The sequence below is a fragment of the Flavobacterium hiemivividum genome, assembly GCF_004349145.1.
In the GTDB taxonomy this organism is placed as follows: Bacteria; Bacteroidota; Bacteroidia; order Flavobacteriales; family Flavobacteriaceae; genus Flavobacterium; species Flavobacterium hiemivividum.
The window spans coordinates 112,142-132,322 of the sequence record NZ_SMFO01000002.1; the positions used below are offsets into that span (position 1 = coordinate 112,142).

Annotated in this window: 12 protein-coding genes; all 12 read right to left on the bottom strand. The window is 34.3% G+C overall.

The features are described 5' to 3' along the window. Window positions 1-12: 12 nt before the first annotated feature. The 12 genes from nhaC to E0F98_RS04620 all read right to left on the bottom strand — a co-directional run bounded on the left by nhaC (window position 13) and on the right by E0F98_RS04620 (window position 20,118). Entirely contained in the window at window positions 13-1,470 is a 1,458-nt protein-coding gene (gene nhaC, locus E0F98_RS04565; RefSeq protein WP_132109434.1) for a Na+/H+ antiporter NhaC, read from the bottom strand. Window positions 1,471-1,688: 218 nt separating this feature from the next. Then, window positions 1,689-3,287 carry a glycoside hydrolase family 3 protein gene (locus E0F98_RS04570; protein ID WP_132109435.1) on the bottom strand — a complete coding sequence of 533 codons (1,599 nt, stop codon included), beginning with the start codon at window positions 3,285-3,287 and terminating at the stop codon, window positions 1,689-1,691. A gap of 214 nt (window positions 3,288-3,501) precedes the next feature. Next, window positions 3,502-4,779 (bottom strand): MFS transporter, encoded by a 1,278-nt coding sequence (locus E0F98_RS04575; protein ID WP_132109436.1) that lies wholly within the window; start codon window positions 4,777-4,779, stop codon window positions 3,502-3,504. Beyond that, entirely contained in the window at window positions 4,766-6,340 is a 1,575-nt protein-coding gene (locus tag E0F98_RS04580; protein ID WP_132109437.1) for a glycoside hydrolase family 10 protein, read from the bottom strand. Before E0F98_RS04580 ends, E0F98_RS04575 begins: the two co-directional genes overlap by 14 nt. A gap of 157 nt (window positions 6,341-6,497) precedes the next feature. After that, entirely contained in the window at window positions 6,498-7,769 is a 1,272-nt protein-coding gene (locus E0F98_RS04585) for an acyltransferase family protein (RefSeq protein WP_132109438.1), read from the bottom strand. 6 nt (window positions 7,770-7,775) lie between these two features. After that, window positions 7,776-10,775, bottom strand: a complete 3,000-nt coding sequence (locus E0F98_RS04590; RefSeq protein WP_132109439.1) for a glycoside hydrolase family 3 N-terminal domain-containing protein — start codon at window positions 10,773-10,775, stop codon at window positions 7,776-7,778. Between the two features lie 87 nt (window positions 10,776-10,862). After that, complete coding sequence (locus tag E0F98_RS04595; protein ID WP_132109440.1) at window positions 10,863-12,371, bottom strand: sodium:solute symporter; 1,509 nt, start codon at window positions 12,369-12,371, stop codon at window positions 10,863-10,865. A 63-nt stretch (window positions 12,372-12,434) separates the two neighbouring features. Beyond that, window positions 12,435-13,262, bottom strand: a complete 828-nt coding sequence (gene murQ / locus E0F98_RS04600) for an N-acetylmuramic acid 6-phosphate etherase (RefSeq protein WP_132109441.1) — start codon at window positions 13,260-13,262, stop codon at window positions 12,435-12,437. Window positions 13,263-13,304: 42 nt separating this feature from the next. After that, the gene (locus E0F98_RS04605) at window positions 13,305-14,507 is read right to left on the bottom strand and encodes an exo-beta-N-acetylmuramidase NamZ family protein (protein ID WP_132109442.1); all 1,203 of its coding nucleotides are present in this window, start codon (window positions 14,505-14,507) and stop codon (window positions 13,305-13,307) included. A 110-nt stretch (window positions 14,508-14,617) separates the two neighbouring features. Next, window positions 14,618-15,448 (bottom strand): DUF4397 domain-containing protein, encoded by an 831-nt coding sequence (locus E0F98_RS04610; RefSeq protein WP_132109443.1) that lies wholly within the window; start codon window positions 15,446-15,448, stop codon window positions 14,618-14,620. A gap of 24 nt (window positions 15,449-15,472) precedes the next feature. Next, entirely contained in the window at window positions 15,473-17,020 is a 1,548-nt protein-coding gene (locus E0F98_RS04615; protein ID WP_132109444.1) for a SusD/RagB family nutrient-binding outer membrane lipoprotein, read from the bottom strand. A gap of 11 nt (window positions 17,021-17,031) precedes the next feature. Continuing rightward, window positions 17,032-20,118, bottom strand: coding sequence for a SusC/RagA family TonB-linked outer membrane protein (locus tag E0F98_RS04620; protein ID WP_132109445.1), 3,087 nt, complete (start codon window positions 20,116-20,118; stop codon window positions 17,032-17,034). Window positions 20,119-20,181: the final 63 nt, after the last annotated feature.

A 20,181-nucleotide genomic window follows, 5' to 3' on the forward strand; every position in this document is an offset into this window, starting at 1 on the left:
TAATATGGTATTTTAGTTATTTTTTTCAGCTACCAATTGTCTGATTTTTATATTGAATGCCGCAAAGAGTAAAGTCATAAACGGACTTATAATATTGAAGAAGGCATAAGGTAGATAATCGAAAGTCGAAACGCCCAATGTACCAGCATGATAGGCTCCACAAGTATTCCAAGGGATTAATACAGAAGACACAGTACCGGAATCTTCTAATGTTCTACTTAAATTTTCAGGTGCTAGACCTTTCTTTTCATAGGCTTTGGCAAACATTTTACCAGGTACAACAATCGCTAAATATTGGTCAGAAGCTGTAATGTTTAGGGCTAAACAACTTCCTACTGTCGCTGCAAATAGCCCAAAAGTAGTATGTGCTAATTTTAACAATGCATGACTTATTCTAGCCAAAGCACCAATGGCATCCATAATTCCGCCAAAAACCATAGCACAAAGTATTAACCAAATAGTGCCTAACATTTTTTTCATTCCACCTGAGGTGAATAATGATTCTAGGGTTTTATTATCGGTAGCTACGACCACGTCTCCAGTTATAGCATTCATGACTCCTTTATAAGCCGACTGGAAAGTCATTTGGTCAACTCCAGCAATTTTATTTATGATATGTGGTTGAAAGAAGATAGCAAAGGCTGCAGCTAATAACGTACCAATTAGCAATGCTATTAACGGCTCCGTTTTTCTAATAATTAAGCCAATTACGACTACAGGCACAAGGAATAACCAGGGTGATATTGTAAATGAAGCTTTAATATCGGTTAACAGGGTAGCAATATCAACGTTTCCAGTCACATCCACGGAGAGACCAAGCACAATAAAAAGAATGAATGTGATAACATATGTTGGTATTGTCGTTAAAGCCATGTATCGAATGTGGGTGAACAAATCAGTTCCAGCCATTGCAGGAGCAAGGTTTGTTGTATCTGACATGGGAGATAATTTATCACCAAAATAAGCACCAGAAATTACTGCACCAGCTACCATTCCCAGATTAAACCCCAATGCACCACCTACACCAATCAAAGCGATACCAACAGTGGCACTCGTTGTCCAAGAACTTCCTGTCGCTATTGAAATTATAGAACATATAATTAGTGTGGCCGGCAAAAATATCGCTGGACTCAGAATTTGCAAACCGTAATAAATCATCGAAGGAATAATTCCGCTAACTAACCAGGTTCCTGCTAAAGCACCCACCATAAGCAATATTAGTATGGCACCTACAGTAGATTTTACATTTTCAGATACTTCCTCTATCATTTTATGGTAGCTAACTTTATTAAAAAAGCCAACAATAGCCGCAACAGCTCCTCCTAACAGTAAAACAAATTGATTGCTGCCGCTCAAAGCTTCATCGCCATAAACATAAACATTAAAAGCGAGCATGATTACAAGTGCAGCGACTGGGATTAATGCTTCACCAATTGATAATTCTTTATTTTTATGTATTTTTATGTCCATCGTATTTCTAAATCTTTTGAGTTTGCAATATAGATAAAAAAGGTTCGATTAGCCTAACGCAATTTTCTGAAAAATTAAGTTTATGCCTTGTCTTATTTAATTTATTTAACAAAAACAGAGATGTTTGTGTGTTTTTATTCGAATTTAATATGGATTATATTAAAAAATAGAATACACAAGGTTCCCTTTTTTTAATAGATTTTTATGTCAATATCTATTTATATATTGCTAATGTTCACAGGTAGAGTTCCTTGACAAGGAATATTATTAAGCAGTTGAAGCGCCGCAGTTTCCTGAAATTCCTCAAAATCCTGATAAATTTGAACAAGGCCAGTTAGCGATTGTATGTTAGGAAGTAGCGGTAAAACATAAGGATTTCCAAATAAATATAAAACACATTTTTTTGTTGTGAATACATTTTTTAGTAACTGTAAAACAGAGTCTTCAATGTCAAAATTATTCATTGGTTTGGCTTTTGGTACAAAAAGCGCAATAATTAGCGTATCATAATCAGCTAAATTATTTTCTATTTCCTCACTTTTGTTCGTAGCATCCATCTCAATTGCAAAATTTGGTGCAGATAGGGAAGGAGTAAGTGTTTTAAAAAAAGTATTTTCGGTGGTTTTATAAATGCTTAGGCCTGCTAATTTACCTCTTTTTGCGGCATCAAGAACTACTGCCGTATTTTGATTGTCCTTGATATTAGTAATACAATTTTCAGCAATTTTATAATTCAAAAGAGAAGCTGTTGCAAAATCTAATTCGGTCGTAGGAACCGTTTCTATATCAGATAAACCTACTTTTTGCTTGCATTTTACAATTCGATTGTAGCTGTCTTCAATACGTTCAGGAGTAGCGTTTTTAAGTATTTCTTGAATGCCTTCGGGTACATTTTCGGCAAAACACAACACATCATTTCCGGCGTTGAACGCTTCCCATTCCAGTTGCCCCTTTATTTCGTAAAGCATAGATACACTGCGCATATTCAAGGCGTCTGAGATAATTAATCCATTATAGTTTAATTGCTTCCGCAAAAGATCCTCCACGACTGACTTTGATAATGTAGCCGAAGTATTTGCTCCGCCATTCAATGCAGGCACTGCTAAATGTCCTATCATAATTGAATCGACATCACTTTCGATTCCTTTTATAAAAGGATATAATTCATTTTCGAGTAATTGCTCTAGGCTTTCTTCTAAAACGGGTAATCCTAAATGAGAATCAACATTGGTATTTCCATGTCCGGGAAAATGTTTTAAACATCCTAAAACACCTACGTCGTTCATCCCTCGTAAATATTCTAATGCAAATTGAGCCACCTTTTCTTTATTTTCTCCAAAAGAACGGTACCCAATTACGGGATTATTTGGGTTATTGTTTACATCGGCTAAGGGCGCTAGATTATAATGTATCCCAGCCGATTTTAGATCAAGTCCTATTTGTTTCCCTACTTCATATACTAAATAGGATTCGCTCAAAGGCAAAGCGCCAAGTGTAATCGCATATGGGTATTGCGGTGTTTTTTCGACACGCATCGCTAAGCCCCATTCGGCATCAATACTCATTAATAGTGGAGTAGTGGCACATTTTTGATAGCGTACAATTAAATCTTTCAGTCGTTGGTAACTGTCATCATTAAAGACAATTTTCTTCTTAGTTTCATAATTAGTAGCAGCGCTGGCTCTACTATGAAAAAAAGTAAGACCGCCGATGTTGTGCTTTCTAATTAACTCTTCGGTTGCTTGAATATTTTCTTCGGTGTCGTTTATAAAAACAGCTGGAAAAAAGAATTGTCCTATTTTTTGTTCTAATGTCATTTTTAGTTCTTAGTTTTTAGTACTTGTTTGTAAGTTTTTAGTACTTAGTTTTACGTGATAATAGATTGGTGTTTAGTCCTATTAGTTCAAAGTTGGAGTAATATTTTCACTGCAAATTCAAGACTTACTTAGCTATTAAACAGTAATTATCGCTACTCTTTATCGACTACATTCTCGCTAAACAGACTAAGAACTTTGTACTCACGGCCAGGTACTATTTATTATTGTCCGATTTCTTTCCAAATGCCTTTGGATAAATCAAATAACGCGAAATTATCAATCCTGGAATTGTGGCTAGAAAAACCCAAATAAAGAAGTTTCCGTAACCTAGATAATCTTGGATAAAACCACTAACCATTCCAGGTAGCATCATACCTAATGCCATAAATCCTGTAGCAATAGAATAATGAGAGGTTTTCGATTCGCCATCGGCTAGATAAATTAAGTACATCATAAAGGCGGCAAAACCAAAGCCGTAGCCAAATTGCTCTGCAATAACAGTAGCATAGATATAGTAAATTGAGGAAGGATGAAAATGGGCTAATAAAACAAAACCGATAATAGGTAAGTGCATCGCTAAAATCATTGGTAACATCCATTTGCCAAGACCGTCTCTGGAGATTACAATTCCACCAATTATTCCACCTACCGTTAATGCCACTACACCAAAAGTACCATAGATAATACCTACGTCTTGGGTTGTCAATCCCATTCCTCCAACAGAAATATCGTCAATTAAGAAAGGAGTAAGCATTTTTAATAATTGGGATTCCCCCAAACGAAATAAAAGGATAAAAGCCAAGGCTAATCCAATTTGTTTTTTTTGAAAGAAGCTAACAAAGACATCTCCAAAACTTACTTTTGGTTCCGTTGATTTCTCATCCTTCGCAGGAGTAACTTCAGTTCTTGGCGTAGCGAAATAATTATAGATGGTTAAAGCAGTCATAATTAAACCCACGATAATCATAGTATAAGACCATGCTTTTTGCTTGTCGCCATATTCCTGCTCCAGATACCCACCTATGATTACGATCAAACCATTTCCGGTAAGCATAGAAAGTCGGTAGAATGTACTTCGTATTCCTAGAAAAAAAGATTGTTGTTCTTTCTCTAAAGCCAACATATAGAAACCGTCACTCGCTACATCATTCGAAGCAGATGCGAAAGCCGCTACCCAAAAAACAGCAAGACTGATCACAAAAAAATTATTCATGGGTATCGTTAAACCCACAATCAAAAAAGCAATAGAAATCACTAATTGCATGGCTAGAAACCACTTTCTTTTGGTTGCATATAAATCGATGAAAGGGCTCCATAATGGTTTTATAACCCAAGGAAGATATAATAGACTCGTGTAAATCCCGATATCTTCATTATCAATTCCCAGGTTTTTGTACATAATAACCGAAACCGAGATAATTATCGCATACGGCAAGCCCGAAGCAAAGTTCAAAAATGGTATCCAATACCAGGGTCTGTTATCTATTTTCATTATTCAAAGAACTTTGGAACGTTTTGATTTCAATAGGTTTGTTAACTAAAGTAGCCTGACTTTCATTACCGTAGTAATCAATGAAAGAAACAGCGCAGATATTATTTTTTTCTAAAAGGTTATTCTGAACGTTGATGGTAATGCTATTTTCTTTTTCTTTAAACGCAATTTTATCAACGATTTGACTTGGATCATTAATGTCCAGTTTAGAGCTGTTTTTTGCACCGTAAACCATAACGTAACGAATTTTGCTCAGCGACGGATAGTTCAATGTAACCGCTGCAGTTGTCTTGTTAGACTTAATATTAGAAATAATTGGGTACTCAATATTTGTTTTTCTAAAATTAGGAACCACATAAGGAAGCGCTGGGTATTTGTACTGATTTTCCAATAGCAAATCAGTCACAGCTTTGTTTCTGTTCACAAAAGATTTGGCACTAAAAAAAGCATTTCCGCCCATGTTTTTGTAAGAACGGGTCATATCAATCTGATTCGGAATCTCATTTGGGTTAAACCATTTTTTATCAGAGTCGGTGTTGACTTTATAACTTCCGTTCCCAATGTAAATAGCCGTATTCGTTGAGTTTGCTGCCCACCATTTAATTAGTTTTGCATAGGAAGCTGTTTTGTGTTCGATACTCCAATACAATTGCGGAAGCAAGTAATCAATCCAGCGATGCTCCATCCACGCCATTGGGTCAGCAAACAAATCGTCATAATTTGTTTGCCCGGAATTCGTATCTGATCCTCGTGGATCGACTGATTTGTTACGCCAAACACCAAATGGGCTAATACCAAATTGTACCCAAGGTTTAATTGATTTTATAGAGTAGGAACAGTATTTTACAAAATTATTCACGTTATAACGCCTCCATTCTGGCAAACTCATTCCCTCGCCATATTTTTTGAAAGAAGCGGTGTCATTAAAATTTTCTCCGGGTATTTTGTAAGGATAAAAATAGTCATCAAAATGTATTGCATCGATATCATAGTTTCTAACTACTTCATCAACTACATTAATTAGATGAGTCTGAACCTCAGGCAAAGCGGGATTGTAGTAGTATTTCCCACCATATTTGATCATCCATTCTGGATGTTTAAAATAATCATGATCTGGACTTAATTCTGCGGTATTCAGATTCATTGTGGCGCGATAGGGATTCATCCAAGCATGGAATTCAAAACCGCGTGCATGAGTTTCTGTAATCATCCATTCCAAAGGATCAAAATAAGGACTTGGTGCTTTTCCTTCTTTTCCGGTCAAATACTTAGACCAAGGCGCTAGTTTTGAAGGATAAAAAGCATCACCAACACTTCTTATTTGAACAATAACAGCATTATAATTTAGTTTTTTATAGGTGTCTAAAATTTCAATAAAATCCGATTTTTGTTTTTCGATTGGATCTTTTCCGCTTTTTGGCCAGTCAATGTTAACCACAGTGGCGATCCAAACAGCTCTAAATTCGTTTTTAGGATAACTCACTGTTTCTTGTGCGATTCCATTCGAAAAAGACAATAAAAAAAAGGAAAGCAATAGAAAAATGTAATGGTTAGGCTTCATTATTGGGATGTTTTTATAGAATTCAAAAATAGTTTTTTTAGCGACAAGTATTAAATATAAAAGTCTTAAAATTGGAATTCTTTAGCTGGAGCAATTTCTTTGCCAATTATTAGCTACTCACTGTAAAAAACGACTTCTTTAAAGGTCGAATTACGCACTATACTTTAAAAATCAAATTGTATTTATAAAATAGCCATAGGATTACAGACCAAAAAACAGCATAAAACAGGGCATAGGCTAAGGAGGAATTTAATGGATTTTCAAATATTGATACAATCCAGACGTTATAGATTAGATATTGGATATTGATTTGGTCCGTTGCGATTTCAGGATTTTGAATGGTAATGGAGCTCAAAACTCTTGGAATTATCCCAGAAAAGAAAAAAACGATCATAGGATTCACTCCCCAAAACAGAAACAACTTTGTCCATTTTTTATAGTTTGCCACATCAATTATATAATATAAAACGGCCAAGCATAAAGCAGCGATTCCGGCAGTATATAACACATAAGAACTTGTCCAGAGTGGCTTGTTTAATGGAAAAATTAAGCTCCATATCAAGCCAAGAACCAACAGGACACTACCTACAATGGCTATTTTTTTGACAATTTCTATTTTTGGAATTTCTAAGTTGAGAATTTGTCCCACAAACATTCCTAAAATACCGGTACCAATTGCTGGTAAAGTGCTTAAAATTCCTTCGGGATCCCAGGTTTTTGAGTAACTCCATAAATGTCCGTTTAGGATTAAATTGTCTAACCAAGCCGCTAAGTTGGTGCCTTTTTCAAAATTGGCTTCGCCAAATCCAGGAACGGGAACAAAAGCCATCAGAATATAATAGCCAATTAAAATAGAGGCCGCAAGGAGAAGTTGTGTTTTTAAGGTGGTTTTTAAATATAAAAGAGCAATGAAGAAATAGACAATTCCTATTCGTTGTAAAACCCCTGGAATTCGTACATCTTGGTAGGCTGGAATGTTACTATAAGCTAAGAATAGTAGGATTCCAAGTATAGAGAAAACCAAATACGTTTTAATTTTCAGGCTGAAGTTTCCAAGAAGGGCATAGGCTACTGCAAAAGTTATTAGCAATCGAACAAGGAGTAATGAAACACCTTCTAAACCAAAGACTTCTATTCGGCTAAAGTAATTTAAGAATAATCCCAAACAAAAAATCCGCAAAGAACGAACGAGAATTTTATTAAAAACGGTGAAGTCAAACTGTTTTGTTGGCATTGCAAAAGGAATTGCAGTACCCATTATAAAAATAAAGAATGGGAAAACTAAATCAGTAGGAGTACAGCCATGCCATTCTGCATGTTTTAAAGGCGGATAAATAGAGCCCCAACTTCCCGGGTTGTTGACGATCGTCATTAACAAAATTGTGAACCCTCGGAATACGTCAAGCGAAATTAAACGTTCTTTTATCATGGTGATTTATTTTATAATAGCTTCCTGAATTATTTTCTGAATATCTTCTCTAATTCTTTCTTTCGATAATTTATTTCCTTCAGGTCCTACTTCAGGATAGGTTCTGTTCGAAAGCAAAACATATACAATTTCTGTTTCTGGATCTACCCATGCAATGTCACCAGTAAAACCAGTATGTCCAAAACTGAATTCAGAGACACAGTTGCAAGTAGAACCGTCTTTGCCTATTCTTTTATCAAAACCTAAGCCTCTTTGAACACCTTCTGCGGCGTAATGCGAAGTGTTAAATATATCAAATGTTTGTTCAGAAAAGTAGCTTTTATTGCCATAATTACCTTTTTGTAGAAACAATTGCATCATTTTAGCCACATCCATCGCATTCGAAAAAATTCCTGCATGACCTGCAACTCCGCCTTCCATAGCAGCAGCCATATCATGTACATATCCTTGTATTACTTGATGACGGAAGTAATTGTCAACTTCTGATGGTGCAATATTGTTTTTGTCAAATTTTGTCAACGGATTGTAAAGTGTATTGTTCATTCCTAGAGAACTGTAAAAGTTTTTCTGACTTAAAACTTCTAATGGTTGTTTGGTTTTTCTTTCTAAATATTCTTTTAAAATAATAAAGGTAAAATCACTGTACTTGTATTCTTTTTTTAAAGACAATGGAGAATCAGCGATTATTTTCATAATCGTATCATGATAATCATTTCTGATAAAAAGATTATCTGCTACTTTAGTAGAAAACTGCGCATTCGGAACTTTACGATAATATTTTTCAGAAGGATTATTTTTACTGTCCAATGTTGCTTTATAAAATGGAATCCAAGCCTGAAGTCCAGCGTAGTGGGTAAGTAAATCCTTAAAAACGATGTTTTCTTTATTTGTTTTCGAAAAAAAAGGAAGCATTCTCTTTAGCTTAGTGTGCAATTTCACCTTCTTTTTATCATATAATTGCATAACATTTGGAAGCGTCGAAATCATTTTAGAAATCGAGGCTACATCATATAAATCCGAATTTGTAACCTTTTTTATAGTGTCATAAGTGTGATGACCATAGGATTGCTGGAAAATCACATTGCCTCGTCTTGCTACTAATACTTGCATTCCAGGAGTCATTTTGCCATCAATTGCTTTTTTTGCAACGCTGTCAATTTTAGATAAAATCTTTGGATTGATATCTTCATTTTCAGGAGTAGTAAAACCCAGTCGGTTTAATTTTTGTGTTGATAAACCATAATTTACAGGAAAATAATTATTTATGGAAACCGGTAATTTACCTTTGGCTTCGACCGCACCAAATAGTATTTCTGCAGAAACGATTTGACTAATATCTGAATTTTGGTACGAAAGTACTAACCCTTCGATATCGTCAAAATTAGTTACTGGTAATAAAGAGTACGGTTTTGCAAAAACATCTAAGATTACTTTGTTGTTTTTTGCAATTTCTTGCAACCAAAACAATTCTGTTTCAGAAACATTTTGCTTTTCCCAAACTCCATTTTTCTTGTGTAGACCAACGATTACGGTTTTGTATTTTTTTAATTCGATGTTTAAACTGTCGATATTAGTATGAGACACTTCGGTTATTTCAGTATATTTTTTTAATGTTGCCACAAAAGAACTATTCACGGCCTCGCCTAATTTTACGTAGGCAATTTTTTGGCTTAAATCTTTAATAGGAAGTATGTTCTTGTCATTTTTTAATACTGTAATTGCATTTTCATACAGTTTGTAACTTAAAGCTTCATTTTCTGAGGGATTCAGCTCCGCTGACAAATTTTCAGTAACAATAGGCTTGTATTTATTTAGACCTACTTTGTATTTATAATGTAATATTTTTTTTACGGAATGTGCCAAGCGCTCTTCAGTGAGAATACCTTCATTATAAAATCTTTCTAGTTTTTTAAATCCTGCAGCAACGTCAATAGGGAAAAGTAAAATGTCGTTACCTGCAAGTAAAACGGCTAATTCAAGATCGCCAGGACCTTTAAAGTCACTCGCACCTTTCATTCCTAAACCATCGGTAAAAATCAAGCCATCAAAACCTAATTGTTTTTGAAGTACATTAGTCACTATATTATAAGAAGCCGATGAAGGGTGATTTTCTTTTGGTTCTAAACTAGGAATGTTAAGATGTCCGACCATTACAGAAACTAAACCTTCATCAAACATTCGTTTGTAAGGATGTAACTCTACTAAGTCAATTCGCTCTTTAGAAAAATTAACTAATGGCAATGTATGATGAGAATCGGTTGATGTGTCGCCATGACCAGGGAAATGTTTACCTGTACTAAAAACTCCTTGCCCTTGAACGCCTTTCATCAAAGCGATAGCTTTATTAGCTACATTATTTTTATCCTCACCAAAAGAACGATTTCCGATAATAGGATTTTTAGGATTGGTGTTGATATCAATCACAGGCGAAAAATTGAAATGGATTCCCATTCGCTTACTTTCAGCTCCCATTTGTCGACCTACTTTCTCAATTAAACTCAAATCTTGTATCGCTCCTAAAGTCATGTTCCACGGAAAAAAATAAGTAGAGTCTAACCTCATACTTAATCCCCATTCGGCATCAATTGCCACGAATAAAGGTACTTTTGCTTCTGCCTGATACTGATTCGTTAATTTAGCTTGACGACCTGGACCACCTTGGAAAAAAATTACACCTCCTATATTGTATTCTTTAATTAACGCTTTGGTTTTATTTTCATGAACCGAATCTTTGTTAGAATAAGCCGAAATCATATAGAGTTGTCCTATTTTTTCTTGAACAGTCATTTTGGTATAAATACTATCGACCCAGCGGGTTTCTGGATCAGAATCTTTGAAGAAATTTTTTCTTTCGGATTTTTTTAATGCAGTATAAATGGTTTTATCTTCTGTATAAGAGTCTTTTTTTAAGGCACTAATTGTATCGTTTTTTTTGGAAATAGCGCAATTAGTAATTAATAGTAAAAACACCGTGTAAAGGCTAATCTTTATAAAAAAATTTTTCATTTAATTTATTTTTATGTGAAGTTCATACCTTTCTTATGTTAGAGTGGCATACAATAATTTAATCTATACTTTAATTTTTTTACAGTACTAAAAACTTATTCTTTCGGTACTGCGTGAACTGGTTAATAGTAAACCTAGATAAGTTAATAATCCGTTGAGAACTATTAATTCATTGTCAAATACATATCCAGAAAATAAGGTTCTGGAATATTCGTTTATTAAATAGGTAAATAGGGGAGACAGTAAGCAAATAAATGGGACTAGTTTGTCATTGACATTTCTGTTTTTTTGGAACAAACCAAAAGCATATAATCCTAATAATGGCCCATAAGTGTACGATGCCACTCTAAAAATCATACCTACTACCGAACTGTCATTAATAGAATTAAAAACAAGTATCACTACAAAAATAAGTGCTGAAAAACTGATGTGTACAAAATGTCTAATGCGTACATTATTTTTCTTCTTTTGATTTTCTTCTTTATCCATTCCTAGAAAATCGACACAAAAAGAAGTTGTTAATGCTGTTAAAGCCGAATCAGTAGTAGCGAAAGTAGCTGCAATAATTCCAAGTAAAAATATAATCGCTGGAATTATAGAAAGATGATTTAAGGCTATTTCTGGAAAAAGCAAATCGGTTCTTGGTTTACCTGTAATTAAATCTGTTGGTACGGCAATTCCGTTTTTGTTTGCATAGATATAAAGTAAAGCACCTACGCTCAAGAAAAATATATTGATAACAACAAAGATTCCTGTAAAGGTAAACATATTTTTTTGGGCTTCGCCAATGTTCTTGCAACTCAGATTTTTTTGCATTAAATCTTGGTCAAGACCTGTCATTGCAATGGTGACAAACATTCCTCCTAAAATCTGTTTTACAAAATGGAATTTACTTCCCAGGAAATCATCAAAGAAAAATATTTTAGAATAATTACTATTTTTTACCTCTTCGAATGCAGCAATAGCGCTCAAATTCATGCTATCACAAATAAAATAAATTGTTAGGAAAACTGAAGTTACCAAGAAAAACGTTTGTAAAGTATCTGTGATAATGATTGTTTTCAGTCCGCCTCGATAAGTATAAGAAAATATAAGAAGTAAAGCGATTAACACAGTCATCGCAAAAGGAATTCCATAAAAATCAAAAACATAGCGCTGCAGTACAATAACTACTAAATAAAGTCTAAAAGCAGAGCTTATCGTTCTACTAATTAAGAAAATAGAAGCCGCAGTTTTATAACTGTAAAACCCCATTCTTTGCTCGATATAGCTGTAAATAGAGGTTAAATTCATTCTGTAATACAACGGTAATAATAACTTGGTGATTATTATAAATCCTATTGCATTACCTATTATAAATTGAAAATATTTGAATTGTTCACCACCAGCTGCACCAACTTCTCCAGGAACGGAAATGAAAGTAACTCCAGAAAGAGCAGTTCCAATCATACCAAAAGCCACTAAATACCATTTTGAATTTTTGTTGGCAGTAAAAAACGCTTCGTTTCCATCATCTTTCCGACTCACTCTGTGAGAGATATAAAATAATACTCCGAAATAAACGATGATTAGAATGAGGATTGCGCTTGGTGTCATTTTTGGTTTTTAGAGGTTGGTAGTTCTGTTGTAAATGTAGAGTAGAGTTTGAAGTATTTACTATTAGTTTCCTAAATTTTTATTTTCAGCTAATAAAACAGCTCTAACACTTTTGTATTTATTTAATAGTTCTGCAGCTAATTTTTCATCTATTCGAAGCTCTTCTACAATCATTTCAACACCTCTTTGAACTAGTTTTTTGTTAGATAGTTGCATGTCAATCATTTTGTTTCCATACACTTTTCCAAGCTTTATCATTACCGAAGTAGAGATCATATTTAGGACAAGTTTTTGCGAAGTTCCCGCTTTCATACGTGTACTTCCTGTTAGAAACTCTGGACCTACAACAATTTCAATAGGAAAATCGGCTTCTGCTGAGATCAAACTATTGCTATTACAAGAAATACTTCCGGTGCTAATTTTATTTTCACCAGCCATTTTTAAACCACCAATGACATAAGGGGTATTTCCCGAGGCTGCAATTCCAATAACAAAATCAGCACTTGTAATGTTATGTTTTTTTAAATCTAGCCAAGCTTGATTAAAATCATCTTCGGCGTTTTCAACTGCTTTTCTAATGGCGTAATCTCCACCAGCAATAATTCCGATTACTAAATCGTGCGGCACTCCAAAAGTAGGAGGGCACTCTGATGCATCTAAAATACCAATTCTACCAGAAGTTCCAGCACCAATATAAAACAAGCGACCGCCCTGTTGCATTTTTACAACAATGGCATCTACCAGTTTTTCAATATTTGGTATTTGTTTTTTTATTACGCTCGAAACTTTCTTATCCTCGGCATTGATTCCCATGAGTATTTCTTCGGTACTCATTTTTTCTAGATTAGCGTAAAGCGATTCTTTTTCGGTATCAGGATTATTTTTAGCCATTTTTATACTATTTAAAAGGTGAAGCTTTAATTATTTATTGTATTAATAAATCAAATATTTAGAACGCATTTTTTTAAATGAATTCAAATCTTTCTGCCAGCTTTGTCTTATCTTACTTTCCGAAACTCCAGTTTCAATCTGAGTTTGTAATTTCTTTGTTCCAGCTAATTTTGTAAAAAAGGCGTTGAAAAATTTAGTTTTGTCGCTGGTGTTTTCATAGGCTTTAATTAGCCATTTTAGTTCAAGTCGTTTAAGTTTAGGGTAGGATGTTAGATCCTCACCAAAGCATTCTTTTCCATTATGCATGGGGTCTTTAGCTCCAAAATTTGGTTTTGGAGTAAAGCTAAAATCAAAACTTTTTTTATTTAAAAAAGGGGAACCATAGATTTGAAATTGCTTTTCTGTACCGCGGCCCATACTTACATTAGTACCTTCAAATAGGCATAAACTAGCATAGAGATTTATAGATTGGTCGTTTGGTAAGTTTGGCGATGGTTTTACTAGTAAGCTGTATTGCATTTTACGATTATAGTCGATACAAGGGATAACAGTTAATTTGCATTGTGCTGCATTTTTTAACCATTTTTGACCATTTATCATTTTTCCATATTCACCAATTGACATTCCATGAAGCAGCGGAATAGGATGCATGCCAACAAAACTTGTAAATTCTTTTTCTAATAACGAACCATCCACAATACTACCATTTGGATTTGGTCGGTCTAGGATTATGAGAGGAATTCCATTCTCAGCACATGCTTCCATAACATAATGTAAAGAAGAAATATAAGTGTAAAAACGAGCACCAACATCTTGCAAATCGAATAGCAAAACATCAAGGTTCGCTAATTGTGCTGGTTTTGGTTTTTTGTTATCTCCGTAAAGGGAAATTATTGGCAATCCAGTTTTAGGATCTTTTCCATCAACCACATGTTCGCCTGCATCTGCCGTTCCTCTAAAACCGTGCTCAGGCGCAAAGATGGTTTGAACATTTATTTTTTTATCTAGTAGGAAGTCGACTAAATGAGTATTATTAGACAAAATTCCAGTTTGATTGGTTATGATTCCAACTTTTTTATCTTTTAATAATGGGAGGTACTTCTCAAAATTATCAGCTCCAGTTTTGATAACGCTTTTAGACTTATTCGTTTTAGGATCTATTTCTATGTTTGATGGAGTCGAGGAAGCTTGAAAAGAAATAGAAAACAACAAAATAAAGGTTAGTTTTTTTATAAATAAATCCATGATAATTTAAGATTAAATCACTGTTATTAAAAGCGATAATTAGTTGAAATGAGGATAAGGTAAACCACTTTAGCTAAGCTAAAGTGGTTACTATCCAGTAAAATAAGGGTTTATTTATTTGTGAAGAAAGTTAATACGGGGATGTTTACCGTAGCACTAGGTAATCCATTGTTTAGACCTCCTACGTAACCTCTACTAAAAAAAGTGTAAGCTCTTCCTTTTCTTGGTGTAAGTGTAGTTTTGGCAACAATTGTAGCTGTGCCCACTGTACGCAATTGAACTTCGTATGTCGAAGATTCTAGATCAGGGATTGGTATAATTGGAATAAATGCTTCATTTCCTTTTAAGTATGTAACTCCAGAATATATAACAGCATTGCTATTCAACTCTTTAATAGAGAAGTCAAAACCTGTTGTTGGCGTATTTGTAATCACATTTATAAAGCGGATATAAGCTTTTGTAGGGTCAGTTAGGGTAACTGACAAATCATCTTTTATTGTGTGTGCCGTATAATTTGGAGACAATCCTACTATGAAACTAGTGTAATTTTTTTTAGCCTCGATATTAAAAGGAGAAGTAAAAAGAGTACTAGCTGCTACAGTTGCAGTTGCAGGAGTCTCTACTCTCAAATTTTTAGTTCCAGAAGGAATTAACGAGTAATTGATGGAAGCTGGATAACCACTACCATAGTTAGTTCCTATAGGTAAACCTGATAATACAGTAACTCCACTAGTTTTTACGTCATCAACATACCAAATGGCACTAAAGTTTTTTCCGTCTGGACCAATAGCTGTATGTTGAAATTTCACTAAAGCATCATTTGGAGAAACACTTTCCTTATATGGAGAAAAATTAGTTTCATCACCACAAGAAGAAAAGATACCTAAGCTAAGTACAGCTAATCCTAAGTACTTTGTAATTGTTATTTTTATATTTTTCATCTGAATTTATTTAAGAGTAGATAATTAGGGTTGAGAGAACCACATTTCTTCTGTATGATAGCTTGGTTTATCCGCTCCAATAGCTTGCAATGCAGCAAAGTTCCATACGTATTCTGAATTGAAACGCGGACGAACTCTATATGCTAATTTTCCATTATTATCTGGCGACAATGTAGGGAAAGCTATTGTTTCATAAACCAAAGGATCATAGTGGTATTTTCTCATATCCGTCCAAGTTTCTAAATATCCATACCCAAAAAGGGCTACATATTTTTGCATCATAATGTGCTTAATCGTCAGATTTGCAGCAGTAGGAACAATATTTACATCACTAAGGAAAGCGGCTTTTTGCGCAGCCGTAATCAATGCAGCTGTTGGTGCAACTGTAGATACAACCGTATTTCTATTTACCATATCAATACTTGCTTCAATCCCTTTTTTGTAAGCGTCTAATGCCATTGCTTTGTCTCCTTTTATAAATGCTGCTTCTGCTTTTATGAATTGTAATTCAGCATAAGTCATTAAAGGAAAATCAGCTTTGTCTCTAAAAAGGTATCTTCCAGGAATAGTACTGTTTCCAGAGCCTATCGTTCCCCATAAGTTAGGAATACGCGTAGCAGCAACAGTTCCAGCTGTAGTACTTAATGGATTTCCTCTAAAAACGCCATCTGCCGAAGGTTGTAAAATGTTAGCCATACGTGGATCTACCGTTCCTCCAAATACTGTTCCATCCATAGCACGCAAAATGAAATCAGATTGACGGAAACTATTTAAGTTATTACGACTAGGTCCGAAAAAGTTAGCGTCAGATGTGCTTGTTGCTGTAAATTTAACGTAGCAATCATCATTGATGCTTGATAACGATTTGTTTACATATTCAATCACTTTATCAGGGCTGTAAGTTGTTTTGTTGATTAAGTTATTTGAATTTCTAGCTAATACTCCATAGGCAAATTTGGTCCATTTAGTTCTATCACCACCATATATTAAATCTCCTTTTGCGGTATAACTAACATCTGATTTTCCATCCGTTCTTGCTAAATCAACGATAGCTTCATTAGCTAATTTTACCACTTCAGCATAAGCCTCTTCTTGAGTTCCATAGTCAAATGTAAGCCTAGCAGTAAAGACTTGATCAAATTTGATAAGATTTGAATGGTAGTCTGTAGATACTTGCCAAGTCCAAGCTTTAATTGCTTTTGATAAACCTACTATATCATATCGTTGGTTTTTATTTGCAACTTCTTGAGCTTGTGTAAGGTTTAATCCAATCGAGTAATAAGCCATTTTCCAAATTTCTCCACCACTATCACTATTTGCAATATAACCGTATTGGTCAAATATATAATTAGCGGTTGTATGAGAAAAGTATTGGGTGTATTTACCTAAGAATCTAGAATCAAATTGAATTCCTGTAGCCATAGAGGCCTGGATATTAGGTAAAAGATATATTGGCTCCGTAACAGTTGGAAAACTGGGATTAATATTTACTTCTGCTATTTCATCACGATTACAAGCTGTAGATAATAAGGCTACCATTGATACAGCTATATATTTTGTTATGTTTTTCATTTTATTATGTATTAAATTCCAAATTTAAAACCTAGATTAAAACCTCTTGCGGTTGAAAGTACTCCGTAGTCAAACCCTGTACCACCTGCGCCACCAGAACTTGCGTTCAAACCATTTACAGCAGGATCAGCTCCTGTATAATTTGTGATCATAAAGGCATCAGTTACGGTGATATACATGGAAACACTACTGAAAAATTTTGTTTTTTTCAACATTTCCGAAGAGAACTTATAGCTCGCTGTGATGTCTCTCATTCTTAACCAATTGATGTCTTTTTCGATAAAGTCAGAGTCAACATAATTAAGATTATAATATTCGTTTTGGTAGTAAGGAGTTACTTGAATATTGTTTTTAGTTGGTGTAGAAGAGTTTTCTAAACCGTCTTGGAATACACCTTCTAAAACCAAGGGAGTTTCACGATCTAAAGTTTTAGTACTTAAACCTTGAGTGTATAAATACGCTGCTGTTGCATTGTAAATATCTCCACCTTTACGGATGTCTAACAAGAAGGATAATTTGAAGTTTTTATAGTTAAAACTATTTTGAAGTCCAATAGAAAAATCAGGATTTCTATCACCTACAATAGGAAAGGACTGATCTTTCACTGGCTGACCATTTGAAGGGTTGATTAAAATATCACCGTTGTTGTTTCTCAAATTAGTAAATCCTGTAAACGTTGTCAATGGGCCACCTACTCTGGCACCACCTCTAATGTTTCCAAATAACCAAGTGTCTGAAGTATAATATTCAGGTAAAGTAGGAGGTAGGCTTAATAATTCACTGTCTGTTTTAGTGAAATTGGCCATTACATCCCAGCTAAAGTTATCTGTTAAGATTGGCGAACCTGTAAGTGTCATCTCAAGCCCTCTGTTTTGTAACGCTCCAAAGTTAAATGCAGTTAATACAAATCCAGTTCCATAACTTAAACGCATGTTGTTGATAATAGGATTATCAGTTTTTCTTTTATAAACAGCAACGTCAATACCTATTCTGTTTTTAAGAAAACGCATCTCTGTACCAAACTCAGTAGAGGTATTCATCTCTGCTTGAAGATTAGGATTTGCTCCAGTAACTGAATAACCAAAACCTCCACCAGTGGTTGGCTTGGTTTCATAAGTAGGCGATATCGAATAAGGCTTAGCGTCATTTGCTACTCTTGCATAAGATGCTCTTAATTTTCCATAAGATAAAATATCGTTGTCTTTTAATGCGCCTAATTCTGTAAACACAAAACTTAAAGAAGATGAAGGATAAAAGAAAGAGTTGTTTGCTCTTGGTAAAGTGGAAGAAACATCATTTCTTCCCGTTAATGTTAGGAATACAATTTTGTCATAGTCTACAGTAAATTCTCCAAAAACACCATCAACGCGTCTTTTGATTATTCTTTCTTGTGAACGTTGTGATAATGGATCAGTATTATTAATATTCATTACGTCCACCTCATAGTAACGTTCTCCTTTTGTAGAAAGAATTTTATAGTTATTCTCTAATCTAGCAGCACCTATACGAAGTAAACCATTAAATTTTCCAATGGTATGTTTTGCAGTACCAAATGCTAAATAGTTGTAATTATTCGATTGATCAGTATATTGCTCAAAGTAACCACCTGTCGAAATACCAGTACCGCTACCAATACCTAAGGCACTTCTAGATGATTCTGGATGTACTGACTTGAATCCTTGAGTTGAGTTTGCATCTATACCAAAACGTCCTGTAAAACTTAACCAAGATAAAGGATCATAAGTTAAAGCAACATTGGTTAAAATACGATTGTTTTTATCATTTCCTTTGTTTTTATTTACTTCAAAAAATGGATTATCTACCTCAGTATCATTTGTTCCATCAGTAATTTTACGTCGGCTACCATCAGAGTTTAAATAATTTGTAACGTCCTCATTAGCAGGATAAGATAATAAGTTTAATAAAAATCCACCAGCTCCTTTAGATGTTTTGTCTGTTTCAGATTTGATGTAAGAAAAAGAAGCTTCTGATTTTAATTTATCACTAATTTTTGCAGTTCCGCTTAAAGATAAATTTAATCTATTGTAAGCTGAATTTGGAACAACACCAGTTTGCTCTAAATTAGACATAGACAAACGATACGTCATTTGTTCCGTTCCTGCGTCAAAAGTAAGGGCGTTTGTTTTCTTAATACCTGTTTTAAAGAAACTATTGATATTGTCATATAATTGAGTTCCATCAGCATATTTTTCTCCAAAATGTCTACGAAAATTATTATTAGATATACCATTAGAACCTCTTTGATAAACTCTTTGTGTTTCTGGGAAACGATATACATCATCTAGCCTGATATCTGTGGAATAGGTGATTGTACCTTTTCCTTTTTTTCCTTTTTTAGTAGTAATGATGATAGCTCCATTTCCTGCTTCTATACCATATAATGCAGCAGCTTCAGGGCCTTTCAATACAGTAACTGACTCAATATCATCTGGATTTATATCAGCACCACGATTGGTATAATCAGTATCTCTGTTTGGTCCATTCGAAATTAATAATCCTTGATCTAAAGTAGAGTTACTAATAGGTAAACCATCAACAATAAACAAAGGTGAATTGTTTCCACTCATTGAGTTTACACCACGTAGTTGGATTGCAGCAGAAGCGCCCGGAGCACCAGAAGTACTAGTTACTGTTAAACCTGCTATTCTTCCTTGTAAAGCATTGATGAAATTTTCTCTTTGCGTATCGGCGATATCAGAACCTTTTACACCTTGTGTGGCATAACCTAAAGATGCTTTTGGTCGATTAATACCAAAGGCTCCAGTTACTGTAACTTCTTTTAGATTTTCTGCACCTTCATTTAATGTAAGGTTTAATGTGGATCCTGTCACTTTTAATTCTTTGGTTTCAAAACCAATATAACTAAAAACAAGCACATCAGTGTTTGATGCATTGATAGCATAGTTACCATCTAAATCAGTGACGCCACTCTTAGTAGTGCCTTTAATGAGAACTGTCACTCCAGGAATCGGAATCCCATCGGTTTTGTTTTTTACAGTTCCAGTAATTGTTTTTGTTTGTGCAAATGTGATTTGTACTACCAAAAACAACAATGAAATCAGGAATAATTTTTTCATAATTATTTGGTTTATGTTATGGTTATTAAACAAATGTATTTATTCTCTGCAAATAATTGCACT

Bases quoted from the DNA above. Each gene is read 5' to 3' on its own strand.
- E0F98_RS04590 (WP_132109439.1), bottom strand. From the start codon at position 10,775: ATGAAAAATTTTTTTATAAAGATTAGCCTTTACACGGTGTTTTTACTA.
- E0F98_RS04610 (WP_132109443.1), bottom strand. From the start codon at position 15,448: ATGAAAAATATAAAAATAACAATTACAAAGTACTTAGGATTAGCTGTA.
- E0F98_RS04580 (WP_132109437.1), bottom strand. From the start codon at position 6,340: ATGAAGCCTAACCATTACATTTTTCTATTGCTTTCCTTTTTTTTATTG.
- E0F98_RS04615 (WP_132109444.1), bottom strand. From the start codon at position 17,020: ATGAAAAACATAACAAAATATATAGCTGTATCAATGGTAGCCTTATTA.
- E0F98_RS04605 (WP_132109442.1), bottom strand. From the start codon at position 14,507: ATGGATTTATTTATAAAAAAACTAACCTTTATTTTGTTGTTTTCTATT.
- E0F98_RS04585 (WP_132109438.1), bottom strand. From the start codon at position 7,769: ATGATAAAAGAACGTTTAATTTCGCTTGACGTATTCCGAGGGTTCACA.
- E0F98_RS04575 (WP_132109436.1), bottom strand. From the start codon at position 4,779: ATGAAAATAGATAACAGACCCTGGTATTGGATACCATTTTTGAACTTT.
- E0F98_RS04595 (WP_132109440.1), bottom strand. From the start codon at position 12,371: ATGACACCAAGCGCAATCCTCATTCTAATCATCGTTTATTTCGGAGTA.
- E0F98_RS04620 (WP_132109445.1), bottom strand. From the start codon at position 20,118: ATGAAAAAATTATTCCTGATTTCATTGTTGTTTTTGGTAGTACAAATC.
- E0F98_RS04570 (WP_132109435.1), bottom strand. From the start codon at position 3,287: ATGACATTAGAACAAAAAATAGGACAATTCTTTTTTCCAGCTGTTTTT.
- murQ (WP_132109441.1), bottom strand. From the start codon at position 13,262: ATGGCTAAAAATAATCCTGATACCGAAAAAGAATCGCTTTACGCTAAT.
- nhaC (WP_132109434.1), bottom strand. From the start codon at position 1,470: ATGGACATAAAAATACATAAAAATAAAGAATTATCAATTGGTGAAGCA.